The organism is Novosphingobium sediminis (assembly GCF_007991615.1).
Taxonomy (GTDB): Bacteria; Pseudomonadota; Alphaproteobacteria; order Sphingomonadales; family Sphingomonadaceae; genus Novosphingobium; species Novosphingobium sediminis.
In genome coordinates this window covers 80278-103090 of record NZ_BJYR01000016.1, presented here as the reverse complement: position 1 = coordinate 103090, position 22813 = coordinate 80278, and the positions used below count along the sequence as shown (strand labels likewise).

Genomic DNA, 22813 nt, shown 5'->3' with positions numbered 1-22813 from the left:
GCTCAGCTCCCCCGATAAGTCGAATAAGCGAAGGGCGAGACCAGCAGCGGCACGTGGTAGTGTCCATCGTCGGACACCCCGAACGCAATCCGCACATCGCCCAGAAACGGCGGATCAGGCAGCGCCACGCCCTCAGCGGCAAAGTATTCCGCAACGGCAAAAGTCAGCGCATAGCGCCCCGGCACAAGCTCGGGCATCCCCGGACAGCGCCCATCCGCATTGGTTTCACCCGCGAACAGCGCATCGCCGCCCGCATCCTCCAGCCACAGCTGCATCCCGGAAGCGGGCTTTCCGTGCATCGTATCGAGCACATGCGTCGAAAGCGTGGTCATCAGGGTGCTCCTGCTTCGATCCAGCGTCCCAGCGTCTCACGCTCGGCCTTGGTCATCCCGGTCGTGTTGCCCAGCGGCATGATCTCGGCATCGACCGCGACCTTCTTCACCCGCGCCGCGAATTGCTGCGCGTGTTCGTGGCTGTCGAGCATCACCCCCAAGGGCGGCGCGGTGACGAGATCGCTGGTCGGCTTCGCCGCATGGCAGGCAACGCAATGCTTCTGGAAGATCGGCTCGACGCTCGCCCAATCCGCCGAACTGCCAGCCCCGCGCTGCGCGCCTGTCTTCTCCGCCGAAACATAGGTCACGCTCACCAGCGCCAGCACTGGCGCGACAAGGATCGCGCGGCCTAGCGGCTGCCCCCGGTGCCGCAAGTTGAACACATGCCGCACCGCAACGCCCGTCAGCCCCAGCAGCGCCAGCACCAGCCAGGGCCGCTGCGCGCCGAACGTCATCGCATAATGATGACTGATCATGATAAAAAGGACCGGCAAGGTCATGTAATTGTTGTGAAGCGAGCGCGCTTTGGCTGCCTTGCCCAGCGCCGGATCGGGCACTTCGCCTTTTACCAGCGCCGCGACAACCTTGCGCTGGTTGGGAATGATGACGAAGAATACGTTACCGACCATCGCCGTGCCGATGATCGCCCCCACATGCAGATAGGCCCCGCGCGCGCTGAACACTTGGCACAGCGCCCAAGCCGCCGCGACCAGCACCGCATACCACACCGCGCCCAGCACCCGATCGTCACGCCCCAGCGGCGAACGGCACAGCCCGTCATAGGCCAGCCACCCCGCCACCAGCGCCGCCGCCCCGATCCCCGAGGCCTGCAGCGGCGTGAACGCTGCCTTGGCCGGATCGATCAAGAAGCTTGCCGCTCCCACCCAGTAGACCAGCACCAACAGCGAAAAACCCGTGATCCAGGTGGTATAGGCCTCCCACATGAACCAATGCAGGTCCTCCGGCATTTCGCGCGGCGCGACCTGATACTTCTGCTTGTGATAGAACCCACCGCCGTGGACCGACCACACCTCGCCCGAAGCCTCACCAGCCTTGGGCACCACCAGATGGTTGTCGAGCCACACGAAGTAGAACGATGAGCCGATCCATGCGATCCCCGCCGTCAGGTGGAACCAGCGGATCGCCAGATTCAGCCACTCGGCCCAGTCTATCATCATCGCGCGTCCTCCAGCCGAAGCCGCACGATCTCGCCGATCTGCGCAATCGCTGTCGCGATCTCGGTGTCGCGATCATTCGCCAGCCGCGCTTCCATCGCGGCGAGGATGCCTGCCTTGTCCGTCAGTCGCACGCAGATGATGAAAGGAAACCCGAACTTCTCGCGGTAGGCCGCGTTAAGCGCATGAAACCGCGCAAACTCCTCCTCGGTCAGCCGGTCCAGCCCCGCGCTCGCCTGCTCCGCCGCCGAAGCCGCCGTCAGCGTGCGATCAATCGCAGCCTTGCCCGCCAGTTCCGGGTGCGCGCGGATCAGCGCCAGTTGCTCCTCCGGCGTTGCCGCATGGACAACCGCCATCAGGTCCGCATGCCGGTTTCCGCTCGAAGGCTGCGCATCCGCCCGCGCCTCGATCCACGGGCTATGCTCGAACAGCGCCGTCACGAGGTCGCTCCTTCAAGGCTGACATGGGCGGAGACGACTTTCCAGCCATTCGCAAACTTGATCCAGCTCTGGCTCTGCCGTCCTCGCCGGTCCGAGCCCTCGCGAAAAAACTCCGCGTCCGCCGTGGCAAAGGCATCCCCGTAAACCGCAATCGCAACATGCCCCAGCCGCCGCTGCGGCGAGCCGCCGCGCCCCTTGCGGAATTCCCGTATCGCCTCGATCCCCCACAAAACCTCGCCGACGCCAAAGCGGTTGGTCGTTGGTGCCGCGTGAAACAGCGCATCCATCGCCGGCAGATCGTCCGCCATCAGCGCACGCTCATACTCCTCAAACGCGGCCGTCACTTCGGCCAGTAGCACGGGGTCGTTCACCTTCATGCCGGATGCTCCGCCAGCCAGTGCCGCGCGATGTCCACGCGCCGCGCAATCCACGTATCCCCGCTCGCGATGACATGATCGAGGAACCGCGCGACTGCCCGTGTCCGGCCCGGCCGTCCTGCGATCCGGCCATGCAGGCCGATGGACATCATCCGCCCACCTTCCTCGCGCAGTTGCTCAAAGGTATCCCGCAAGTATCTGAAAAATTGTTCGCCTTCCGTGAAGCCATTCAGTGCCACGATCTTCATGTCGTTGGCATCGAGCGAATAGGGCACGATCAGTTGCGGCTTGCCGTGCCGCCGGTCCCAATAGGGCAGATCATCGGCATAACTGTCCGCATCGTAGAGAAAGCCGCCTTCCTCCACCACGAGCCGCGCCGTGTTGGGCGAGGTGCGGCCCTGATACCAGCCCAGCGGCCGCGCGCCGGTCAGTTCGGTGTGCAGCGCTATCGCCATGGCAATATGTTCGCGCTCAACCTCTTCCGGCACAAATTGGTAATCGATCCAGCGATAACCGTGGCTCGCCACTTCCCAATCGGCCTTCAGCATCGCCTCGACCGCCGCCGGATTGGCCGCCATCGCCGCTGCAACGCCGAACACCGTGACCGGCACGCCGCGCTCCGCAAACAGCCGGTGCAGCCGCCAGAACCCGGCGCGGCTGCCGTATTCATATAGGCTTTCCATTGCCATCGCCCGCGCCGGATGGCTCGCCGCGCCCACCATTTCCGAAAGGAACGCCTCGCTGCCCTTGTCCCCATTGAGGACCGAGTTCTCGGCGCCCTCCTCGTAATTGATCACGAACTGCACGGCGACTTTAGCCCCGCCCGGCCAGCGCGCATCGGGCGGGCTCGCCCCATAGCCGACAAGATCGCGCGGAGACGTCATGCCGCCTCCCACGCTGCAATCGCTGCCGGAACCGCCGCGCCCAGCGGAACCGCATGTCCCTCCGCGGTCAGGCACGCCTCCAGCGCCGCCAGCGTCAGCAGCACCTTATGCTTCATCGCGTTGTAACCCATCGCACCGAGCCGCCAGATCTTGCCCTGCAGCGGCCCGAACGCCGTACCGATCTCGATCTCGAAATGCGCGCGCATCGCGGTGCGGATCGCCTCGCCGTCCAAGCCTGCCGGGATGCAGACACCCGTCACATTGGTCATCCGGTGCGCGTCATCGCCATAGACCGTCAGGCCCATCGCCCGCCCTCCCGCGGTCATTGCCGCGCCCGCCTTGCGGTGCCGGGCAAACCGCGCCTCCAGCCCCTCGCCCAGCGCCACCCGCGCGCATTCCCGCGCGGCATAGAGCATCGAGGTCGCCTCGGTATGGTGGTTGAGCCGCTTCTCGGACCAGTAGTCCATGATCATCGCGAGATCGAAATAGTTGGACGGGATGCGCGGCCCAGCGCCGTCCGAAATATCGGCGCGCCTGATCCCCTGCTCCACGTGCCGCCGCGCAAAGATGCGCTCCGCCGCCCGGTCCGAGATCGTGATCGGCGCCGAGCCCGATGGCCCGCCAAGGCACTTCTGCAGCCCGCCGGTCACCACATCGGCGCCCCACCGGTCCGCCGCAATTTCCATGCCTCCCAGCGTCGCGCAGGCATCGACGTAGAGATAGGCCCCCGCCGCCTTGCACAGATCGCCCAGTCCCTCGAGCGGCTGCGCCATCGTCGTCGAGGTATCGCCATGGACGGTGGCGACCACTTTCGGCCCGGACTTCTCGATCGCCTCGGCAATCGCCTCCAGCGGCACGACCTCACCCCACGGCGCGCTCACCGCCTCGATCTTCGCGCCAAGGCGGGTGAGGATTTCCGTCAGCAGCAGGCCAAAGCGGCCAAAGTTGACCACCAGTACCGTGTCGCCCGGCTCAACCAGACTGACGAGCGAAGCCTCGATCGCCGCGCGCGCGGTGCCATCGATCAGCATGGTCCACTGGTTTGCGGTCCCGAACACCGGGCGATAGAGCGCCATGACCTGGTTCATGAACCCGGTCATCTCCGGATCGAACTGGCCGAGCAGGTCCGCCGACATCGCGCGCAGCACGCGCGGGTGGGCGTTGACCGGCCCCGGCCCCATCAGCAGGCGCTGCGGCGGATCGATCTCGCCGAACAAGGTGGGATCAAGCGTCACATTTTGCTCCCAAGAGTCTGATAAAGCGGGATATCACTGCCAGCGCAGCGTCAGCATCAGCTGGCTCGACATGTTCCGCCGAATTATGGCTCACCCCGCCCTTGCAGCGAAGGAACAGCATCGCGGTGGGACACAGCGCGGCCATGATCATCGCATCGTGCCCTGCGCCAGAAACGAGCCGGAAGGGCCGGTGCCCGGCCTCCGCCGTCGCCGCATCGAGCAGGTCCATCAGCGCCGGATCGCAAGGGCTTGCGGGCAGATCGTGCACCTGCCGCACCGAAAGCCCGAGATCGCGCTGTCCGGCTATCTTGCGGAATCGCCGCAGGATATCCTCCGCCGCCCGGTCGCGCAGGCCCGCATCCCCGGCCCGCACATCGAGCGTGAACCGGCTGCGCCCCGCAATCACATTGGCCGCGCCGGAAGGCACTTCGACCACACCGACGGTGGCGACAAGATCGGCCGGCCCCGCCGTCGCGACGTCCTCCGCGGCGAGCACCATCTCGGCCATCCCCGCCACAGCATCGCGGCGAAGGCCCATCGCCGTCGTCCCGGCATGGCCCGCCGTGCCCGAAAGCCCGATCTCGAAGCGCAGTTGCGCGGCAATCCCGGTCACCGTGCCGAGCGCCAGCCCTTCGGCCTCCAGCACCGGCCCCTGCTCGATATGCGCCTCGAGATAGGCAACGATCTCGCCCACAACCCTCGCGGCAGAAGGATAGGCCGCCAGATCGAGCAGATCACCCAGCCGCACGCCATCGCGGTCCGCCACGTCCAGCGCCGCCGGATCGAGCGACCCCGCCACCGCCCGGCTCGTCAGCATCGCCGCCGGAAAGCGCGAACCTTCCTCGTCGCCGAATGCGTAGACCTCGATGGCAAATGGCGGGCGCTCGCCAAGCGCTGCAACCGCCTCGATCCCCAGCAGCACCCCCAGCGGCCCGTCATAAGCACCGGCATTGCGCACGCTGTCGATATGGCTGCCGATCACCAGCGCTGGTGCGCCGCTCTCGCGCCCCTCAAAGCGCCCGATCAGGTTGGCTGCCGCATCGCGCCGCACTGCCATGCCAGCCTCGGCCATCCACGCCGCAATCTGCTCCTGCGCGGCATTGTAAGCGGGCGAGAGATAGGTGCGCGTGAGCCCTTCCGCGCTGTCGCTGAACGGCGGCACGGCCAGCGCCTCGCAGCGCGCCACGGCCCGGGCACCTCCAGAGACCTTGGCCCTCACCATGCCGCCACCCCGCCATCGCTGCGCGGATCGGTCGCGCCGTCGAAGCGCCCATCGGCTTGGCGCACGATCGCGCCAGCATGCCCCATCGTCGCCGTCAGCGGCCCGACACGCTCGACCGCGTGGCCCGCCGCCTCCAGCGCTGCGTAGAGTTCCGGCGCAAAGCCATCCTCCAGCTTGAGCGTGGTCGATTGATCGCCCCAGGTCCGCCCCAGCAGCCAGCGCGGCGCAGAGATCGCCTCCTGCAGGTCCACGCCAAATCGCGCGTAGCGGCTAAACAGCGCCGCCTGCGTCTGCGGCTGGCCCTCACCGCCCATCGTGCCATAGGCGATCACGCGCCCGTCATCGAACTTCGCCAGAGCTGGATTGAGCGTGTGGAACGGTTTGCGCCCCGGCTTCAGCGCATTCCATCCGCCCTCCGCCAGCCGGAAGCTGCTCCCCCGGTTCTGCCAGGTGATCCCGGTCTTCGGCAGCACGAGGCCGGAGCCGAACTCAAAGTAGGTCGATTGGATCGCGCTCACCACGCGGCCTTCGCCATCTGCCGCGCCGAACCAGCAAGTATCACCCCACTGCGGCGGCTGCGGCCAAGGCAAGGCCCGCGCCGGATCGATCCGTGCCGCCATCACATCGAGCGCGGCTGCATCGTCCAGCAATGCCTGCCAGTCGAACCCGCCAAACACCGGATCGCCCATATGCTTGTCGCGCAGCAGGAACGCCTGCTTGGTCGCCTCGACCAGCCCATGGACATGATCAAACTCGTCCGCAGCGCTTGCCGCCAGCCGATCAAACAGCGCGAGGATCAGCAGCGAAGCCGCGCCTTGCGTCGGCGGCGCGGAATTCCACAACTGCGCGCCCTTGAGGCGAACCGTCAGCGGTTCAGGCCGATAGGCTACATGCGCGGCGAGATCGCTGGCCGAAACCGGGCTTCCCAGCGCCGCCAGATCCTCGGCGATATCCGCCGCCAGCGCGCCGGTGTAAAAGCTCGCCAGCCCCTCATCGCACAGCCGCCGCAGAGTCTCAGCGAGTACCGGCTGCCGCAGCACATCGCCCTCGCGCGGCGGCCGCCCCTCCGGCTCAAAAGTCGCGGCATAGGCCCCCGGCTGCACGCTCAGTTCCGGTCCCTTGGCCTCGGCAATCGCGGCCTGCCCCGCAGTCACAGCGACACCCGCCTCGGCGTGCGAAATCGCATCGCGCAGCAGCCGTTCCAATGGCAGCGAACCGCCTGCCGACTCCAGCGCCGCAGCCCAGCCCGAAATCGTCCCCGCGACCGTATTCGCCGCCAAGGCCCCCCGAAATGGCACTGCCTTCAGCCCGGCATACAGGTCCAGCGACACCGAACCCGCCGCACCGCCGCAGCCGTGAATGCCGTGCACCGCGCCGTCCGGCTCATGGATCACCCAGAACCCATCGCCGCCGATCCCGGTCATGTGCGGATAAACCACCGCCAGACAGGCCGCGACCGCGACGGTGGCTTCCACCGCGTTGCCGCCATCCTGTAGCACCGACAGCCCCGCCTCGGCCGCCAGCCAGTGCGGCGCGGTGACGATGCCCTTGCGGCCCGAGACCGTTGTCAGCCCCATTAGTCAGGCCCCGTCAATTGGGAAGCGCCGCAACAAACGCCCGCACCACATGCGCCGAATTGGCCGAGGCGAGGTGCTCGAAGACATATTCCATGTTCTTGTGCGGATCGCCGCCAGCAAGGTCAGACAGGCTACGGAACACGATCGCAGGCACCGCATTGCTCATCGCCACCTGCATCACGGCGGCGCTTTCCATATCGAGCACCTTGGCCTGCCACGCCTTCTGCAAGTAGATGCGGAACGCGGCATTGTCAGCATAGATGCCCGCCGTCACGCCTGTCCCGCCGACCGTGACCTTGGGCATGCGCGGCAGACACAGAGCGGAGCCCGCGCGCATCTTGTCAGAAGGCGGCACGCAGCGCTCCAGCGTGATAGTGGGCACAACCTTCCGTGCCAGCGCCAGCAGTTCGCCGTCGACCGGAATGCGGTACACCCGCTTCATCGGCGCGCTCGGCGTGGTGATCAGCGTTCCGCGCGGGAAGATGAAGTTCCAGTTGGCGGGCGATTCCGCATCGCCCTTGTCCGGCGCTACCCACCCGCTCTTCGTCTTCCGCGCGAAGGAGCCTTCGAGATACTGGCCCCAGTTTTCCGGCACCACGACATCGCCGATGGACAGCGCCGGATCGACGCCCCCCGCGATGCCCGAAAACACGATCCGCTTCACGTTGAACCGGTCGAGCACCAATTGCGTGCTCATCGCCGCGTTCACCACGCTGACGCCGCTCTGCATCAGCACAACCGGCTTGCCCTCCAGCGTTCCGGTCAGAAACGTGCTGCCGTTGATCGTGTGCTCTTTTGCGTCCTTTATGGTCGGCACCAGCGAGTGCCACTCCGGATAGAACGCCGTCATCACAACCGTGCGCGGCGTATCATCAAGCTTTTGCGCCCAGGCCGGAGAGGCCAGCAGCGCGGCGAAAATCAGGAAAATCAGACGCATCATCATGCAGCAGCCATCCAGGCAAAGCGCGCCACGAACAGCGCGGCGAGCGTGTAGAGAAACCAGTCCTTGGTCGTGGCCTGCCCCTTGAGCAGCTTGAGCAGCGCATGGGCGGTGATGCCGAAGGCAAGGCCGTTGGCGATCGAGAAGGTCAGCGGGATCATCGCGACGGTGAGGAACGCCGGGATCGCCGCCATCGGGTCTTCCCAATCGACTTCCGTCAGCGGCAGCAGCATCAGCCCGCCGACCACGACGAGCGCAGGCGCCGTCGCCGCCAGCGGAACAAGGCTCGCATAGGGCGCGACGAACATCGTCGCGAGGAACAGCAGCCCGCAGACCACCGCCGTCAGCCCCGTGCGTCCGCCAGCCTGCACGCCCGCCGCGCTCTCGACATAGCTGGTGACGGTGGACGTACCCGCCATCGCGCCGACCATCGTCGCCACCGCATCGGTCATCAGGATGCGGTTGAGCCCCGGGATCTTTCCCGCCGCATCCATCAGCCCGGCGCGCTTGGTGACTGCGACTAGGGTGCCGATATTGTCGAACAGATCGACGAACAGGAACACGAACAGGATCTCGAGCAGCCCCAGCCCCGCCTTCCCCGAAAGCCCGAACACGCCCGGAATATCGAGCTTGAACGCCGTCGCCGTCAGCGCTGCGAGGCTATAGGGCTCGGTCGGCGCATGGACCTGACCCATCACCCAGCCGGCCAGCGTCGTCAGCACGATGCCGATCAGCATCGCCGCGCGCACGTTCCACACCGCCAGCGTGCCGATCACCACGAGGCCGAACAGCGCCAGCGCCGGCCCCGGCTGCGTCACGCTGCCCAGCGCCACGAACGTCGCCGGATTGGCCACCACGATCCCGGCGTCCTTCAGGCCAATGAAGCCGATGAACAGCCCGATGCCGCCTGCCACCGCCGCAAACAGATGCTGCGGGATCACCGAGACGATCAGCTGCCGCACGCCCGTCAGCGTCAGGATCAGGAACGCGACGCCCGAGATGAACACGCAGCCCAGCGCCACCGGCCAGGGCACGCCCATCTGCTGCACCACGGTGAAGCTGAAGTAGGCGTTGAGCCCCATGCCCGGCGCGAGCGCTAGCGGGGTGTTGGCCACCATCCCCATCAGGATCGAAGCAAACGCCGCCGCAAAGCAGGTCGCCGCCGCCACCGAAGCGACAGGAAGCCCCGCCTGCCCAAGGATCGCCGGATTGACGAGCACGATGTAGGCCATCGTCAGGAAGGTGGTGAAGCCCGCCAGCACCTCGGTGCGCACATCGGTGCCACGTTCGCTCAACTTGAACCGGGCCTCCAGCATTCCCGTACTCGCTGCTTCGCCCGTCATGTCATTTCCCCCGCATATGCATTTGCCGGCATGGTGACGCCGGTCGCGCCCCGTTCTTCAAGTTCCGCCGCGAGCCGCAGCAGCGCGCCTTCGCCGCCGCGCTTGCCGATCAGTTGCAGCCCGAGCGGCAATTGGCCCGGCCGCTTCAAGGGCACCGCCAGCACCGGCAAGCCGGTGAAGGTGATCGGCTGGGTATGAATGCCAAGGTTGGCCCGCGCCGGGCTGGGCTCGCCATCGATCAGAATCGTCGGATCCTCGATCAGCGGCGCGGCGCAAGGCGCGGACGGCGCCAGCAGCACGTCGAACGGAGCCATCAGCGCCTTGACGCCGGCGACATACTCAGCCCGGAATGCCAGCGCGCGCGCATAGAGCGCATCGGGGAGCAAGGCCCCCGCCATCAGCCGGTCGCGCACCGCCGGATCATAGGTCATCGGGTCCGCCGCAAGTGCGGTCTTGTGCAGCCGCCCGCCTTCATAGGCCGTGATGACGAAGGCGGCGCTGCGCGCGCGCGCCACATCGGGCAGCTCAATCAACGGCGCCTGGGGCGCAATCGCATCGATCGCCGCGCATTGTGCCGGATCGGCATTCGCGCGGAACCGCCCGCCGAGCCGCGCGATCCTTGGCGCCTCAGCCGATGGCGCAACTGCCCCGCCCCGCAGCACCTCCCAGACCAACGCCAGATCACCCAGATCAGCGGCAAACGGGCCGATCTCGTCAAAGCTCTCCGCAAAGGGAAAGGTGCCCGCAACCGGCAAGTCTCCGCGCGCAGGCCGCACGCCATAAAGCCCGCACAGGCTTGCCGGTACGCGCACCGAACCGTTGGTATCGGACCCCAGCGCAAGCGGAACCAGCCCAGCCGCCACGGCCGCTGCCGAACCTCCCGAAGAACCGCCCGCCAGCCGCGCCGGATCATGGGGATTGCGCGTGGTGCCATAGTCCGCGTTCACCGTGGCAAAGCCATAGGCGAAGGCGTCCATGTTAAGCGTCGCGCAGAGCACTCCGCCTGCTGCCTTAAGCCGCCGCACCGCCTCGGCATCCGCGCTTGCCACTGGCCCTTTGGCACGCGCTGCCGAGCCTGCTGTCGTGGGCAGACCCTCGACATCGAACAGGTCTTTCACCGCATAGGGAACGCCCGCAAGCGGCCCCGCGTCTTCACCCCGCGCGATGCGTGCATCGACCGCCGCCGCTTCGGCCATCGCGCGTTCGGCCAGCACGCGCGTCACCGCGACGTGGCTGTCGGCGCGCAGGGTATCGAGCGTCCGCGCCGCCACGGAGACCGCGCTTTCCCGCCCGGCGCGAACCGCCGCCGCGATGTCGGTCGCCGTCCTCACGCGCCCTCCTCGCCCAGCGCGATGCGCGCATGCCGGGTCAGCAGAGCGAGGTTGGCGCTCACGCCCGGGCGGCATTCCTCCGGCACCGGCAGGCCGATCTCGCCCGCTCGCGCCAGCATCGCCGCTTCATCCTGCGGGGGAAGCGGAACAGCCGCCGCCGCTGCCGCCGCATCGAGTTCCCGCCGCCAGCGCCCGGCAAGCCACGCGCAGACGAACAGCTGCAACTGGTGAAAGATCATCAAGGGCAGGATCACCATGCCCACTTGCGCCGGGGCAAACAGCGCGCCTGCCATCGGCACGCCCGAAACGAGGCTCTTCTTTGAACCGCAGAACAGCAGGACAATCGCATCCTCGCGCTTGAGCCCGGCCGCGCGCGCCACCACGCCATTCACAGCGATCACGATCCCAAGCATCACGGCAGACGCCGCCAGCAGCACGCCAAGTTCGAACAGACCAACACGCTGCCACACCCCGTTCACCACCGCCGCGCTGAAGGCCGAATAGACGACCAACAGTACCGAGGAACGGTCGACCGGCTGCAGCAGCTTCTTGTGCCCGTCGATCCACGTGCCGATCAGCGGCCGCAGCAAGTGCCCCGCCAGGAACGGCAGCAGGAGCTGCGTCCCGATCTTCTGGACCGACGCCCACTCATCCATCCCGGCGTTCCCGCCCGAATGGATGAACACGGCCACCAGCAGCGGCGTGAGCACGATGCCGAGCAGGTTCGAGAGCGAGGCACTGCACACCGCTGCCGCGACATTGCCGCCCGCCATCGCGGTGTACGCAATCGAGCTCTGCACGGTCGAGGGCAGCAGCGCGAGGAACAAGAGACCCACCGCCAGCGAGGGATCGATGATCCGTCCCGTCAGCGAAGCCGCCGCCAGACCGAGCGCCGGAAACAGGATGTAGGTGAAGGCCAGCGCCATCAGGTGCAGCCGCCAGTGCCCGATCCCAGCCAGCACCGCCTCGCGCGAAAGTTTGGCGCCGTGGAGGAAGAACAGCAGCACGATCGCCCCGTCCGCTGCCGTATCGAACGCCGTCAGCACGGCCCCGCGCGCGGGCAGCACACTCGCCGCCACGACGCAGCCCACCAGCCACATCAGGAATGGATCAACCTTGGGTATCGTGATGCGCATGGCCATGAGTCCCGCCGCTATGCCGCGCCGAACCCTACCGAGCGAGCGCAATGAACCGGACGGTTTGTTGCAAAAAAGAGAGCGCTCGTCACCACTTGCTCATGCTCCATCCCCGGCGAGACCAAGGTTCGCCGGCTCATCCTCGTCCGCCGTCTCGTGCGGCAGGATCAGGTTGAGCACGATCGCCATGATCGCCGCCGGAAGCACTCCGGAAGAGAGCAGCATCCGCGCCGTCTCGGGCAGGTGCGCCAGCGCCGTCGGCTCAAGCTGAAGGCCCAGCGCGAGCGAGAGGCTCACCCCGAATACCAGCATGTTGCGCTGGTTCCATGTCACCCCGGCCAGCATGGAAAGCGCCGCAGAGGCGACCATGCCGAACATCACGATCACCCCGCCGCCCAGCACTTCGATGGGGATAGTAGTGATCACCGCACCGATCTTGGGCACCAGCCCACACACGATCAGGAACAGCGCGCCCAATGTCACCACATGGCGGCTCATCATGCCGGTGATGGCGATCAGGCCGACATTCTGGCTGAACGTGGTATTGGGCATCGCGCCGAAGATCGCGGCCAGCGCTGTTCCCGCGCCATCGGCGGCCACCGCGCCCTTGAGCTCGCCATCCGTGGCGGGCCGCCCCGCCGTCCCCTCGCAGATCGCCTCGACATCGCCGATGGATTCGATCGAGGAAACGAAACCCGTCAACACGAAGCCGAGCACCGCCGACGCCGATAGCGCAAAGCCGAAATGGAACGGCTGCGGCACCATAACCAGCGGCGCAGCACTAACCGCAGCAAACGAAATCCGGCCCATCGCCAGCGCGGCAAGATAGCCAGCCAGCAGCCCCAGCAGCACCGAAGCCGTCGACCAGATCCCGCGCGTAAAGAACTTGAGGCCGAGCGTGGCGAAGACGACCACGCCCGCCAGCAGCCAGCTTGTCCCCGCGCCGAACGCTGGCGTGCCCACTGCCGGCACCCCACCTGCCGCATATTGCACCCCGATGCGCATCAGCGAGAGCCCGATCATCAGCACGACGAGGCCCGTAATCATCGGCGGCAGGGCAAACCGCACGCGCCCCACGAACACGCTGAGCGCCCCGTGCACCAGCCCGCCGATCAGCGCCGCCGTGGTCAATTCCGCCATCGCGCCCACGCCGCGCCCCGCCACGATCGGGATCATCACCGGAATGAACGCAAAGCTCGTACCCTGCACCAGCGGCAGCCGCGCGCCGATGGGGCCGAAGCCTACCGTCTGCATCAGCGTGGCGATCCCGGCGAACAGCATCGCCATCTGGATCATGTAGATGAGCTGCGACGGGTCAGGCGATCCGAACCCGAAGCCTGCCGCCCCCGCGACGATGATCGGCGGGGTGAGGTTTGATACAAACATCGCCAGCACGTGCTGGATGCCCAAGGGAAGCGCGAGGGCCATTCCGGGAAAAAAGTCCGGATCGCGGGCCTCGGCACGGCTGACCGACTTGGGCAATTGCACGGCGGGCAGTCTCCTATCCGGTGGCCATAAGGCGATCGAGCGAGCGCCGCGCTGCGCCCAGAATCGCGCTGCGCGGTGTCTGGACAAGGTCACCGCCGCGCACCACGGCGCGGCCTTCGACAAACAGGTCGCGCACGCCCGAAGGCGGCGCCAGCACCAGCCCGGCGACAAGATCCCATGCCCCGGTCGAAGCGACATCGGCCATGTCCCACACCGCCACGTCGGCGCGCAGGCCCGGCTTCAGCTGGCCCAGATCAGGGCGCCCCAGCACCGCCGCACCGCCGCGCGTTGCAAGGCGCAGCGCCTCGCGCGCAGCGAAGGCGGTCGCCCCATGCGTCACGCGCTGCAGCAGCATCGCCTGCCGCGCCTCGCCGAGCAGGTTCGCGGTGTCGTTGGACGCCGAACCATCGACCCCCAGCCCCACCGGCACACCCGCATCAACCATCGCCCGGACCGGCGCGACACCCGAACCCAGCCGGCAGTTGGAGCCCGGACAATGCGCTACGCCCGTCTTGCTCCGCGCAAACAGATCGATTTCACCGGCATCGAGCTGGACGCAGTGGGCATGCCACACGTCCGATCCGGTCCAGCCCAGTTCTTCCGCATACTGCCCCGGTCGGCAGCCAAACCGCTCGAGGCTGAAGGCAACGTCGTCGGCATCTTCGGCCAGATGCGTGTGCAGCATCACGCCCTTGTCGCGCGCCAGCAGCGCAGCATCGCGCATCAGTTCGCGGCTGACCGAAAAAGGCGAGCATGGCGCCACGCCCACGCGCACCATCGCGCCGTCCGCCGCATCGTGGAACCGGTCGATAACGCGGATGCAATCGGCAAGGATTGCATCCTCGCGCTCGACCAGACTGTCCGGCGGCAGGCCGCCCGCGCTTTCACCCACGCTCATGCTCCCGCGCGTCGCGTGGAAGCGCAGGCCGATCCCGGCGGCGGCATGGATCGTGTCGTCAAGCGTCACGCCGTTGGGGAAAAGGTAGAGGTGATCGCTGCTCAGCGAACAGCCCGAGAGCGCCAGTTCCGCCAGCCCCAGCTGCGTCGCCGCGAACACATCATCGGGCGAGTAGCGAGCCCAGACCGGGTACAGCCGCTTGAGCCAGCCGAACAGCGAAGCCTCTGTCGCCCCCGGCAGCGCGCGCGTCAGCGTCTGGTAGAGATGGTGATGGGTGTTGATGAGGCCGGGCGTCACCACGCAGCCAGCCGCCTCGATGATAACATCGGCATGGCCCGCGAGCGGCGCCAGTTCGGCGGTCGTCCCCACCGCAAGGATCACGCCATCGCGCAGGGCAATCGCGCCGCCGGCAATCTCGCTGCCTGATCCGCCATTGGCATCGTCCATGGCGGCGACCACGGCGGCGTTGCGGATCAGCGTCAGCGTCATGTCAGCGGTGCCCCGTCATTTCGGCGGGCTAGCCTCGTACTTGTCCCAGTGCCCGGTGATCTCGTCGACCACTTTGCCGCCCACCGTGTAGAGGCTCTCAAGCGCGGCGGTCATCCCGGCATAGCCCTGGTTCTCGCTCAGGAGGTAGGTCGCGGGATCAGTCCCCGGCGGCGGCATCGTGAAATTGCTCGCCGCACGCAACACCAGCACGCGGTCGCGGTCTGCCCGGCCAACCTTGGTGAGGTACTCGATCGACTGGAACGTCCCCGTCTCTTCCATCGCGGAGGTGACGAACTCGCCCTTCCCGCGCGTCCAGAACTTCGTCCAGTCATTGGCCCACTGCGTCATCTTCGCGCCGTGCCAGAACGTCATTGCCGCAAGGTTGTCGCCTTTCAGCACGAACGGCGGCTTCTGCGCGTTGGGATAGCCCTTGAACGCCTTGCGCGCTTCGGCGATCCGCGCATCGTCGGGCAGCGGCATATCCTTCGTCAGCGCGAAGGCCCAATCCTGCAGCGCCGGGTTGAGCTCGAACATCTCGCCGTTCACCGGATCGAGCGGCGTCGGGTCCATCGGCCCCTTGCTGTGAAGCGCGAAGTAGCCGCTCGTCCAGTTCTTGGGGATCTCGCGCGCATCGATCTCGTGCGCGATGTCGCCGTCGATCAGGTAGTGCGCCCATGCGGCCGAACCGACCGAGGCGTCCGCAGGATCGATGCCCGCGATGCCCGCCACCAGCCAGTAGGCCTTTGAAAGATCGAGCCGGTCGTCCAGCCCCAGCGCAAGCGCGGCGGTAGCCGATTTGATCGAGCCCATCCCGGTCACGATCGCCAGCACGCCCGTCTCGGGATCATAGGCGAGGTTGTGCCACCCTTGCGGGAACGGCAGCGTTTCGGTGAGGTGGCGGCGCTCTTTCCAGAGCTGGAACTCGCCCGGCTTGTCACCGGTATCCTTGCCGATCTCGAACATGGTGACGACCACCACCCGCACCGGCAGCTTCGCCGCGCAGGGCTGTGCCGGAATGCAGGCCTTGACTGCGGCGAGGGTCGCGGCATCGGCCGCCGGGGCGGCATAGGCAGCGGCAGGCGCCAGCAAGGCGGCGGCAAGGCTCGCGAAAGGCGCAAGAAGGCGCATGGGCCGGTTCACCCTTAAATCATGTCAGAAGAGGTGCGAGGGACGGCGGTGCCGCCCCTCGCCCTTGGCACTTGGTCAGAACTTGTAGACGACCGAGGCCTGCCAGCTGCGCGGACGCTCGGGCAGCGCGATCGTGCTGCCGAAGAGCTCGGTGAAGTTGGCGCGGAAGTACTTGGCGTCCGTCAGGTTCTTGACGACCACGCGGAACAGCCACGGGCCCTTGGCGTAGGACACGCTGCCATCGACGAGGGTGTAGGCCGGCAGGCGAACGACCTGCGACTGGCCCGAGAACACCGACGGCACGTGGCTGATGCTGCCCGCGAAGGCCAGACCGTTGTCGAACGAGTAGGTCGCGGTCGCCGAGAACAGGTCCTTCGGGATACCCGCGCGGCGCGACTGGTCCTTGTTCGCCACCGGCAGCAGGCCGAACAGCTGACCGCCAAGATGCAGCGACTGGTCCGTCACGCCCTTGAGGTCTCCGATGCCGAAGAAGCTGAACAGCACGCCGTCGTTGAGCGCGGTCAGGTTGTAGACGTTGGTGCGGGTGTAGGCACCGGTCACGAGGAAGTGCTTGTCCACCGACCAGCGCATTTCCGCTTCGAGACCGCGCGTCTCGACCGCCTGGTTGACGGTGATCGACTGCGCGTTGAAGTCGACGCGGGTCTGCTTGTAGACCGAGACCGCCGCATAGAGGCGGTTGTTCAGGAACGAACCCTTGATGCCGCCTTCATAGAGCTTGGAAGCGGTCGTCCAGGTGCCGCCCTGCAGGTTGCCCGGATCGAGTTCCGCGCCCTGACCCGCGATGACCACCGACTGGCGGGCGATCGTGGCGTATGGAACGAGGCCGAAGGGCAGGCGGTAATTGGCGCTCGCCGACCACGACCAGACGCCCTTGGTGTCCTGACCAACCGCGCTGTTGGCCGAGCGGGTGCGGGTCGGATCGCTCGAGGACTTGCCCTTGATGTTGTCGTAACGGGCACCGAGGGTCACATCGAGGCCGAAGTTGAAATCGAGGTCGGTCAGCGCAGCGACACCCCAATCGGTGTAATAGCCCTTGACGTAGCTCGAGTAGTCCTTGCCCGACTGGGTCGAGAGCAGACGGGTCGACAGCGCGTCGTAACCCTTGGTCAGGTCGACACGATGGAAGTACTCGTAGTCGAAGTCATCGCCGTGCAGGAAGTCGGTGTAACGCACCGAAGGCGAAACCTGGATCGAGAACTTGCCGATATCGTTGGTAAACTTCTTCGAGATGACGATCTTGTTCTCGAGCACGTAGGAATTGTGGAACTGCGAGAAACCGTAGGCGTTCTCGTTGATGTTGTCATAGCCATCATAGAAGAACTGGTTCTTGATCTCGAGATCGTGGCCAAGGTCCCAGATCAGGTCCACATAGGCAGTGGTCGACTTGTTCCACAGCTTGTCGTTCGGGCCGGTCAGCGTGTTGCGGCGATCGAGCTTGGCAGTGCCGACATTGGTCAGCGCGAGCTGCGGGTAATTGTCCTTGAGGCACTGGTCGTTCCAGCCGCCGGGGAACACGCCCTTGTTGGCGCAGGCGAAGGTGCCGAACACGCCGAACGAACCGGCTGCATCGAACTCGTCGGGCGAGATCTTGCCGTCGCCGCTGGTGTCGAGCGGCTTGGCCGAACCGGTGATGTAGGTGCCGTTATCGACAAGGTCCTGCGTCAGGCGGTTCCAGCCGCCGTTCTGCTGGCCTTTGTAGTTCTGATACATGCCGCCGAATTCAAGCCGCAGGTTGGGCGTGAGGTCGGTATCGAACGAGGCCTGCAGGATCGTCTGCTTGGTGTTCATGTTGCGGTAGTACGAACCCGAATCCTCGACTTCGGCGTAGAGGCTGTAGCCAAACGCCTGGTTGCCGATCTTGCCGGGGCCGCGCAGTTCGGCCGAAAGCACGCTCTTCGACCAGCTGCCGCCGGTGTAGGAGATCTGGCCTGCCGCGCTGTCCATGTACTTGCCCTTGGCCACGCGGGCCGACTTGGGCACGAAGTTCATGTAACCACCGGTCTTCGACGGGCCGTAGATCGGCGAGGCGGGGCCGCGCACGATGTCGATGCGGTCCGAGGCGCCGATCGGGGTCGGGTAGTTGCCGGGGTTGTCGAGACGACGCACGCCGCGGAAGTAGACTTCGCCGGGGGTGCCGCGAATGTCGAGCGCGCCGCCGACGCCGAAGAACGAGTTGGTGAAGGTGCCCGGCGATTGCGCGACGAGGTCGTAGATCTCGCTGACGCCGAAACGCTCAAGCTGTTCCTTCGAGATGCTCGAGGCCGAGCGCGGCGTTTCGACGAGGTTCTTGTCGAAACCGAAGATGGAGCCGACGTCCTTGATCGGAAGCGCGTTCAGCGAGCCGACGACGACGATTTCTTCCTTGGCAGGCTCATCCGCCGCAGGGGCTTCCTGCGCGAAGGCAGGCGCAGTCAGCGCGGTGCAACCGAGCAGCGCCACAAGGCCTTTGACAAAGTGACGGGGCGCAGCAAGCTGCGCGGACTTTTTCGGGTGAAGCATTGAATAGACCCCCTGGGACGCAAAAGGCGCATCGCCCTCACCTGCTGTGAAAGCTGCCATGCGCGTGGTTGAACCGCGCCTCTCCCGCAAACCACCGGGCATTCTTCCCTGCCGCCATGCCGTATCCGGCATCCCCGAGGCTGGGCGCGCCCATCTGTGATTATGCCACCGAAGTGGCAAGTCGTATTACGCTCTTAAGACACCTTTCCGGCACGCGCCAGACGCTCTGCCTCAAATGCTGCAAAACGCTGTTCAAGATCCATCTGCAACCGCGCCTTCTCGTTGTCAGACAAATACTTGGCGCAAGATGGTGTGGCAAAATCAGCACAGACAGACACGGGCACCCGCTTCACTGGATCGGTCCACAGCGCCCCGCCCGGCACAAACGAATAGTGCAGACCTGCGCGCGCAATCTCCTTGAGTTCCGGATAGGTCAGGCCCTGCTCGCGCACCGCACGGACATATTCGTTCGTCATGTCGGAGCGCAGCACGCCCTCGTCGTCGGTCGAAAGCACCACCGGCACGCCGTGCGCCCGATAGAGCCGCAGCGGATGGTCGGCCCCCTTCACGCCAAGGATCACGGCATTGCTGGTGAGGTTTATCTCGACCGCGATTCCCTCCTTGGCCATGCGGGCCATGGTGTCCTCGGCCTTGTCCTCGAAGGCGATGCCGGTGCCGTGCCCGATCCGCTTCGCGCCTGCTGCCACGGCCTGCGCGATATGGTCCTTAAGATCCTGCGGCGGCACCTGACCGAGCGTCACCTCGCCGGCGTGGAGCGTCAGCTTCACCTTCGGATACCTGGCGGCGAGGAAGCGGATCATCGCCATGTGGAGCGCATAATCACGCCGCGCGAGCCACGCATCTTCGGGCATGACGATATTCACGCCGACAAAGCGCGGATCGGCAGCAGCCATCATGAAGCCAAGGATCAGCGAACGGTAGACCTGCCGCGGCGGCAGCGCGCGCAGCGCCTGGAACAGGTAGTGCACCGCAACCTTGCAGGCCGGTTCGGCAGCAGGCGTGCCGCAGGCCATGGCCTTGGCAGAGGCGGCCTCGTCAGCGTCGAGTTCAGCGCGGGCCTTGGGGATCAGCGCGGCAAATTCCTTCGCCTCGCCCGCGAAAACGGCCGCAAGATCGCTTTCCGTGATCGGCGCATCGCCCGCCGCACGCACCACAGAAACCAGCGCGGTCGTGTTGTGATCCAGTTCGAGATACGAAACCTTGTCACCCGCCGCGATGCGCCGCGCGGCAGTGAGCATCTGCGCGGTCTCGCCGCCCATCTTCCCGAAGCGGTCGAACGAGCGGAAGAATTGCGTATGTCCGGAGGCATCGTTCTGCCCCACCCCGCGCTGGAAACCGCGGGTGGACATTGCGTCGATCAGGCGGTCCATGCCGAATTCGTTGGTCGCGGCAAACCGCTCGATCGTACGTTCTGCAGGGCAAGGCGGAGGCTCGACGCTGAGGCCGGTTTCATCGACGCAGAAGCCCTTGGCGCCAGCCCAGGTCAGGTAATCCTCGGCATAGATCGCGCCGCCCAGGTGATTGTGGAGATCACCGCCCTTGGGCATCCCGCGCAGCAGCACACGCAGCGCGGGCGGGCTTTCGCGCGCCGCTTCGATCTGCTTTGCCACGGCAGCTTCGCGGGCCGGATCGTCGAGAACAGGCTCAGCCAGCGCAGGCGCGGCAAGCAGCAGCACGCCCAGCGCGCAGCTTGCCCTTGCCAACCTACCCCCTGACCAACGACCCAACGCACGACCCCGTTTATTGCACCGCAGCGTGATTATGACCTTGACCTGTTTCGCGCAACTGCAATGAATCGCGCAAGGTGTTGCGAAAAATAGGTAGGGTATAAGAAGTGCCGGCATTCTCCCGTTTTCTGCGCTATTTCTTGGCGGTCGGCCGTCTCGGCTCGATCCGCAAGGCGGCGGACGATCTCAATGTCTCGGCCTCGGCGATCGACCGGCAGATCCTAAATGTCGAGGCGGAAATCGGCATGCCGCTGTTCGAGCGCCTGCCCACCGGCCTGCGCCTCACCGCCGCGGGCGAGATCATGATGGCCGCCGGAGGGCGCTGGCAGAAGAGCCTTGCCGAAGTGCGCTCCCAGATCGAGGACTTGCGCGGCCTCAAGCGCGGCCATGTCGAGATCGCGGTGATCGATGCGCTCGCCAAGGGCGTGATCCCCGCCGCCATCCATTCGCTGCAAAGCCGCTATCCCGGCATCACCATCGAAGTGAAAGTCGCGTCCAACGATCAGGTCCGCCGCATGATCGCCTCGGGCGAGGTTGATTTCGGCGTGTTCTTCGGCCCGGAATCCTATCGCGACATCACCGTCCGTGCTTTCGTCGAGGTGCATCTCGGCTTCATCACCCCCGCCGGCCATCCGTTCGGTAAGCAGACCGAGGCCCGCTTTTCCGCCTGCGTCGGCTCGCCGGTCGTCGTCCCATCGAGCCCGCTTGCGGTCCACCAACAGATCGCCGTGCTCGAAGGCACCACGCGCCTGATGCTGGAACGCAAGGCGACCAGCAACAACATCCAGATGATTACCAGCCTCGTGATGGAGGGCGTCGGCATCGGCATCCTGACCTCGCTCGACGTCGTCACCGAAGTGCGCGCCGGGCTGCTCTCGTTCACCCGCATTTCCGATCCCGTGCTGCGCCCGATGACCCTTGCGCTGTGCACCGCATCCGCGCGCCCGCCGAGCTATGCAGCCGATATCGTCCTCGGTGAAATCCAGAGCGCGTTCAGCCAGCTGGCATGGCCCAGCCCCGATGCAAGCAGCCCGGACACGCGCATTTCCGGTTGAAAAGGCCCCCAACGCACAATTGCGGTCGGCGCGCCGAACCGGTAACGGCTCTCCTTTGCCGCCCGACAAACGGACCTGCCATGACCGAAGCCGCCGCTCCCGTGCTGAACTACATCCCCTACGAGGATTTCCTCGGCAGCGTGCGCAAGCTCTCGCGGCTCCTCGCGAGTGACAGTTGGAAGGCGGACTTCATCATCGGCATCGGCCGCGGCGGCCTCGTCCCCGCCGTCTACATCAGCCACGAACTGCAAGTGCCAATGCTGTCGATCGACCATTCGTCGAAAGTTCCGGGCTTTGCCGACGAACTGCTCGGCAAGGTGGCTGACAAGTCCACCACCGGCACGCGGCTCCTGTTTGTCGACGACATCAATGATAGCGGCGGCACCATCGTCTACATCCGCAACCTGCTGGCCGAAAACGGCTGCAACCCGGACAACCTGCGCTTCGCCGTGCTCAAGGACAATTGCCGCTCCAAGGCGCGCGTGGACTACACCGCCGAAGTGATCGACCGCGCCGAGGACAAGCGCTGGTTCGTCTTCCCTTGGGAAGCGGTGATGACCGCCGAAACGCTGGCCGAAGAAGCCGTGGCAGTGCCGGAGCGGCTTTCTTAACTCCAAACTTGGACCCAAAACAAAACCGCTCATGCTGAGCTTGTCGAAGCATCACGCACAGCGGTCGCACCAGCACCCTTCGCGTCACCCCCGCACACCCATTTCCCTTCGTCACCCCCGCGAAGGCGGGGGTCCAGAACGTAAATGCGCGAACCTCAATTCACGGCACACTGGATTCACGCCTGCGCGGGAATGACGAAAGGTATGGGCTCAGCCCAGCTTGAACCCGCTCATCACCAGCCAAGTCAGCGCACCAACCACCACAATCCCCACCAGCGCCGCCACCGGCGACCACTTCACATCCGGCGTCGTCTCACCCTTCGCGCGGTCGCGCTTGCCGGTGATCATCGGCCCGATCAGGTTCTGCGCGTTGAGGATCTGGTAGTACCCGATCGCCAGCACATGCAGGCAGATCACCGCCAGCGCCGCCTTGAACACGCCTTCGTGCCATTCCGATGCCATGCGGCCGGTATCGAAGCTCACCCAATCCGCCAGAGGTCCGGATTCGATCCCGTCGACATCGACTGCGAAGAGCCCCGCCAGCGTGATCGCCAGCACCACCGTCAGCAGCGCCACCACGCTCCACCCGCCGAGCGGGTTGTGACCGTCCGAAGGCGTTTCGCCGTCGTGGGTCTTGAGGTATTGCGCGATCGCACCCGGGCCCTTCAGAAACTGCGCAAAGCGGGCGGTGCGCCCACCCGCAAAGCCCCAGAAAATGCGGAACACCACCAGCGCGAAGATCGCGTAACCGGCCTGCCGGTGGCGATCCATGTCGTGGTTCTCGCCGGAGTACCACGCCACGGCGAACAGCGTTATCAGGCTCCAGTGGAACACCCGCACGAACGGGTCCCACACCTTCACGGTCTCGCTTTCAGAACTCATCG

The 22813-nt window shown here is 66.0% G+C and carries 20 protein-coding genes; 2 read left to right on the top strand and 18 right to left on the bottom strand.

Annotation, left to right across the window (positions count from 1 at the left end; translation table 11 throughout):
• Positions 1-2 precede the first annotated feature (2 nt).
• The 17 genes from uraH to NSE01_RS12565 all read right to left on the bottom strand — a co-directional run bounded on the left by uraH (position 3) and on the right by NSE01_RS12565 (position 20239).
• Positions 3-332 carry a hydroxyisourate hydrolase gene (gene uraH, locus NSE01_RS12645; protein WP_147159995.1) on the bottom strand — a complete coding sequence of 110 codons (330 nt, stop codon included), beginning with the start codon at positions 330-332 and terminating at the stop codon, positions 3-5.
• On the bottom strand, positions 332-1510 hold the full coding sequence (locus NSE01_RS12640) for a urate hydroxylase PuuD (RefSeq protein ID WP_147159994.1): 1179 nt from the start codon (positions 1508-1510) through the stop codon (positions 332-334). The genes uraH and NSE01_RS12640 overlap by 1 nt, the downstream gene beginning before the upstream one ends.
• Entirely contained in the window at positions 1507-1947 is a 441-nt protein-coding gene (gene uraD, locus NSE01_RS12635) for a 2-oxo-4-hydroxy-4-carboxy-5-ureidoimidazoline decarboxylase (protein ID WP_147159993.1), read from the bottom strand. Before uraD ends, NSE01_RS12640 begins: the two co-directional genes overlap by 4 nt.
• The gene (gene hpxZ / locus NSE01_RS12630) at positions 1944-2324 is read right to left on the bottom strand and encodes an oxalurate catabolism protein HpxZ (RefSeq protein WP_147159992.1); all 381 of its coding nucleotides are present in this window, start codon (positions 2322-2324) and stop codon (positions 1944-1946) included. Before hpxZ ends, uraD begins: the two co-directional genes overlap by 4 nt.
• A complete protein-coding gene (gene puuE / locus NSE01_RS12625; protein WP_147159991.1) occupies positions 2321-3208 on the bottom strand; it encodes an allantoinase PuuE in 888 nt (295 codons plus the stop codon). Before puuE ends, hpxZ begins: the two co-directional genes overlap by 4 nt.
• Entirely contained in the window at positions 3205-4389 is a 1185-nt protein-coding gene (locus NSE01_RS12620; RefSeq protein WP_147160058.1) for a pyridoxal-phosphate-dependent aminotransferase family protein, read from the bottom strand. The genes puuE and NSE01_RS12620 overlap by 4 nt, the downstream gene beginning before the upstream one ends.
• 43 nt (positions 4390-4432) lie before the next feature.
• On the bottom strand, positions 4433-5665 hold the full coding sequence (locus NSE01_RS12615; protein ID WP_147159990.1) for an allantoate amidohydrolase: 1233 nt from the start codon (positions 5663-5665) through the stop codon (positions 4433-4435).
• Positions 5659-7242 (bottom strand): gamma-glutamyltransferase family protein, encoded by a 1584-nt coding sequence (locus NSE01_RS12610; protein ID WP_147159989.1) that lies wholly within the window; start codon positions 7240-7242, stop codon positions 5659-5661. The genes NSE01_RS12615 and NSE01_RS12610 overlap by 7 nt, the downstream gene beginning before the upstream one ends.
• 13 nt (positions 7243-7255) lie before the next feature.
• Positions 7256-8182, bottom strand: a complete 927-nt coding sequence (locus NSE01_RS12605) for a 5'-methylthioadenosine/S-adenosylhomocysteine nucleosidase (RefSeq protein ID WP_147160057.1) — start codon at positions 8180-8182, stop codon at positions 7256-7258.
• A complete protein-coding gene (locus NSE01_RS12600) occupies positions 8182-9525 on the bottom strand; it encodes an NCS2 family permease (protein WP_147159988.1) in 1344 nt (447 codons plus the stop codon). The genes NSE01_RS12605 and NSE01_RS12600 overlap by 1 nt, the downstream gene beginning before the upstream one ends.
• On the bottom strand, positions 9522-10856 hold the full coding sequence (locus NSE01_RS12595) for an AtzE family amidohydrolase (protein ID WP_147159987.1): 1335 nt from the start codon (positions 10854-10856) through the stop codon (positions 9522-9524). The genes NSE01_RS12600 and NSE01_RS12595 overlap by 4 nt, the downstream gene beginning before the upstream one ends.
• Positions 10853-11992: a bile acid:sodium symporter family protein gene (locus tag NSE01_RS12590; protein ID WP_147159986.1), complete on the bottom strand. Its 1140-nt coding sequence runs from the start codon at positions 11990-11992 to the stop codon at positions 10853-10855. Before NSE01_RS12590 ends, NSE01_RS12595 begins: the two co-directional genes overlap by 4 nt.
• 99 nt (positions 11993-12091) lie before the next feature.
• On the bottom strand, positions 12092-13480 hold the full coding sequence (locus NSE01_RS12585) for a uracil-xanthine permease family protein (protein ID WP_246135196.1): 1389 nt from the start codon (positions 13478-13480) through the stop codon (positions 12092-12094).
• Between the two features lie 13 nt (positions 13481-13493).
• Entirely contained in the window at positions 13494-14867 is a 1374-nt protein-coding gene (locus NSE01_RS12580) for an 8-oxoguanine deaminase (protein ID WP_147159985.1), read from the bottom strand.
• A 15-nt stretch (positions 14868-14882) separates the two neighbouring features.
• Positions 14883-15995, bottom strand: coding sequence for a purine nucleoside permease (locus NSE01_RS12575; protein ID WP_147159984.1), 1113 nt, complete (start codon positions 15993-15995; stop codon positions 14883-14885).
• 75 nt (positions 15996-16070) lie between these two features.
• Positions 16071-18515 (bottom strand): TonB-dependent siderophore receptor, encoded by a 2445-nt coding sequence (locus NSE01_RS12570; RefSeq protein WP_147159983.1) that lies wholly within the window; start codon positions 18513-18515, stop codon positions 16071-16073.
• A 194-nt stretch (positions 18516-18709) separates the two neighbouring features.
• Positions 18710-20239, bottom strand: coding sequence for an amidohydrolase family protein (locus tag NSE01_RS12565; RefSeq protein WP_170233829.1), 1530 nt, complete (start codon positions 20237-20239; stop codon positions 18710-18712).
• A 131-nt stretch (positions 20240-20370) separates the two neighbouring features.
• Here NSE01_RS12565 and NSE01_RS12560 point away from each other — a divergent pair, with 131 nt between their 5' ends.
• Together NSE01_RS12560 and NSE01_RS12555 are read left to right on the top strand one after the other, a co-directional pair.
• Positions 20371-21318, top strand: coding sequence for a LysR family transcriptional regulator (locus tag NSE01_RS12560; RefSeq protein WP_147159981.1), 948 nt, complete (start codon positions 20371-20373; stop codon positions 21316-21318).
• An 80-nt stretch (positions 21319-21398) separates the two neighbouring features.
• A complete protein-coding gene (locus NSE01_RS12555) occupies positions 21399-21929 on the top strand; it encodes a phosphoribosyltransferase (protein WP_147159980.1) in 531 nt (176 codons plus the stop codon).
• Between the two features lie 210 nt (positions 21930-22139).
• On the opposite strand, the gene NSE01_RS12550 is transcribed toward NSE01_RS12555, so the two are convergent.
• Positions 22140-22811 (bottom strand): cytochrome b/b6 domain-containing protein, encoded by a 672-nt coding sequence (locus NSE01_RS12550; protein ID WP_147159979.1) that lies wholly within the window; start codon positions 22809-22811, stop codon positions 22140-22142.
• Positions 22812-22813: the final 2 nt, after the last annotated feature.

Coding starts and splice junctions, on each gene's coding strand:
- uraH (WP_147159995.1), bottom strand. CDS start 332: ATGACCACGCTTTCGACGCATGTGCTCGATACGATGCACGGAAAGCCC.
- NSE01_RS12640 (WP_147159994.1), bottom strand. CDS start 1,510: ATGATGATAGACTGGGCCGAGTGGCTGAATCTGGCGATCCGCTGGTTC.
- hpxZ (WP_147159992.1), bottom strand. CDS start 2,324: ATGAAGGTGAACGACCCCGTGCTACTGGCCGAAGTGACGGCCGCGTTT.
- puuE (WP_147159991.1), bottom strand. CDS start 3,208: ATGACGTCTCCGCGCGATCTTGTCGGCTATGGGGCGAGCCCGCCCGAT.
- NSE01_RS12620 (WP_147160058.1), bottom strand. CDS start 4,389: ATGGGGCCGGGGCCGGTCAACGCCCACCCGCGCGTGCTGCGCGCGATG.
- NSE01_RS12615 (WP_147159990.1), bottom strand. CDS start 5,665: ATGGTGAGGGCCAAGGTCTCTGGAGGTGCCCGGGCCGTGGCGCGCTGC.
- NSE01_RS12610 (WP_147159989.1), bottom strand. CDS start 7,242: ATGGGGCTGACAACGGTCTCGGGCCGCAAGGGCATCGTCACCGCGCCG.
- NSE01_RS12605 (WP_147160057.1), bottom strand. CDS start 8,182: ATGATGCGTCTGATTTTCCTGATTTTCGCCGCGCTGCTGGCCTCTCCG.
- NSE01_RS12600 (WP_147159988.1), bottom strand. CDS start 9,525: ATGACGGGCGAAGCAGCGAGTACGGGAATGCTGGAGGCCCGGTTCAAG.
- NSE01_RS12590 (WP_147159986.1), bottom strand. CDS start 11,992: ATGCGCATCACGATACCCAAGGTTGATCCATTCCTGATGTGGCTGGTG.
- NSE01_RS12580 (WP_147159985.1), bottom strand. CDS start 14,867: ATGACGCTGACGCTGATCCGCAACGCCGCCGTGGTCGCCGCCATGGAC.
- NSE01_RS12575 (WP_147159984.1), bottom strand. CDS start 15,995: ATGCGCCTTCTTGCGCCTTTCGCGAGCCTTGCCGCCGCCTTGCTGGCG.
- NSE01_RS12570 (WP_147159983.1), bottom strand. CDS start 18,515: ATGCTTCACCCGAAAAAGTCCGCGCAGCTTGCTGCGCCCCGTCACTTT.
- NSE01_RS12555 (WP_147159980.1), top strand. CDS start 21,399: ATGACCGAAGCCGCCGCTCCCGTGCTGAACTACATCCCCTACGAGGAT.
- NSE01_RS12550 (WP_147159979.1), bottom strand. CDS start 22,811: ATGAGTTCTGAAAGCGAGACCGTGAAGGTGTGGGACCCGTTCGTGCGG.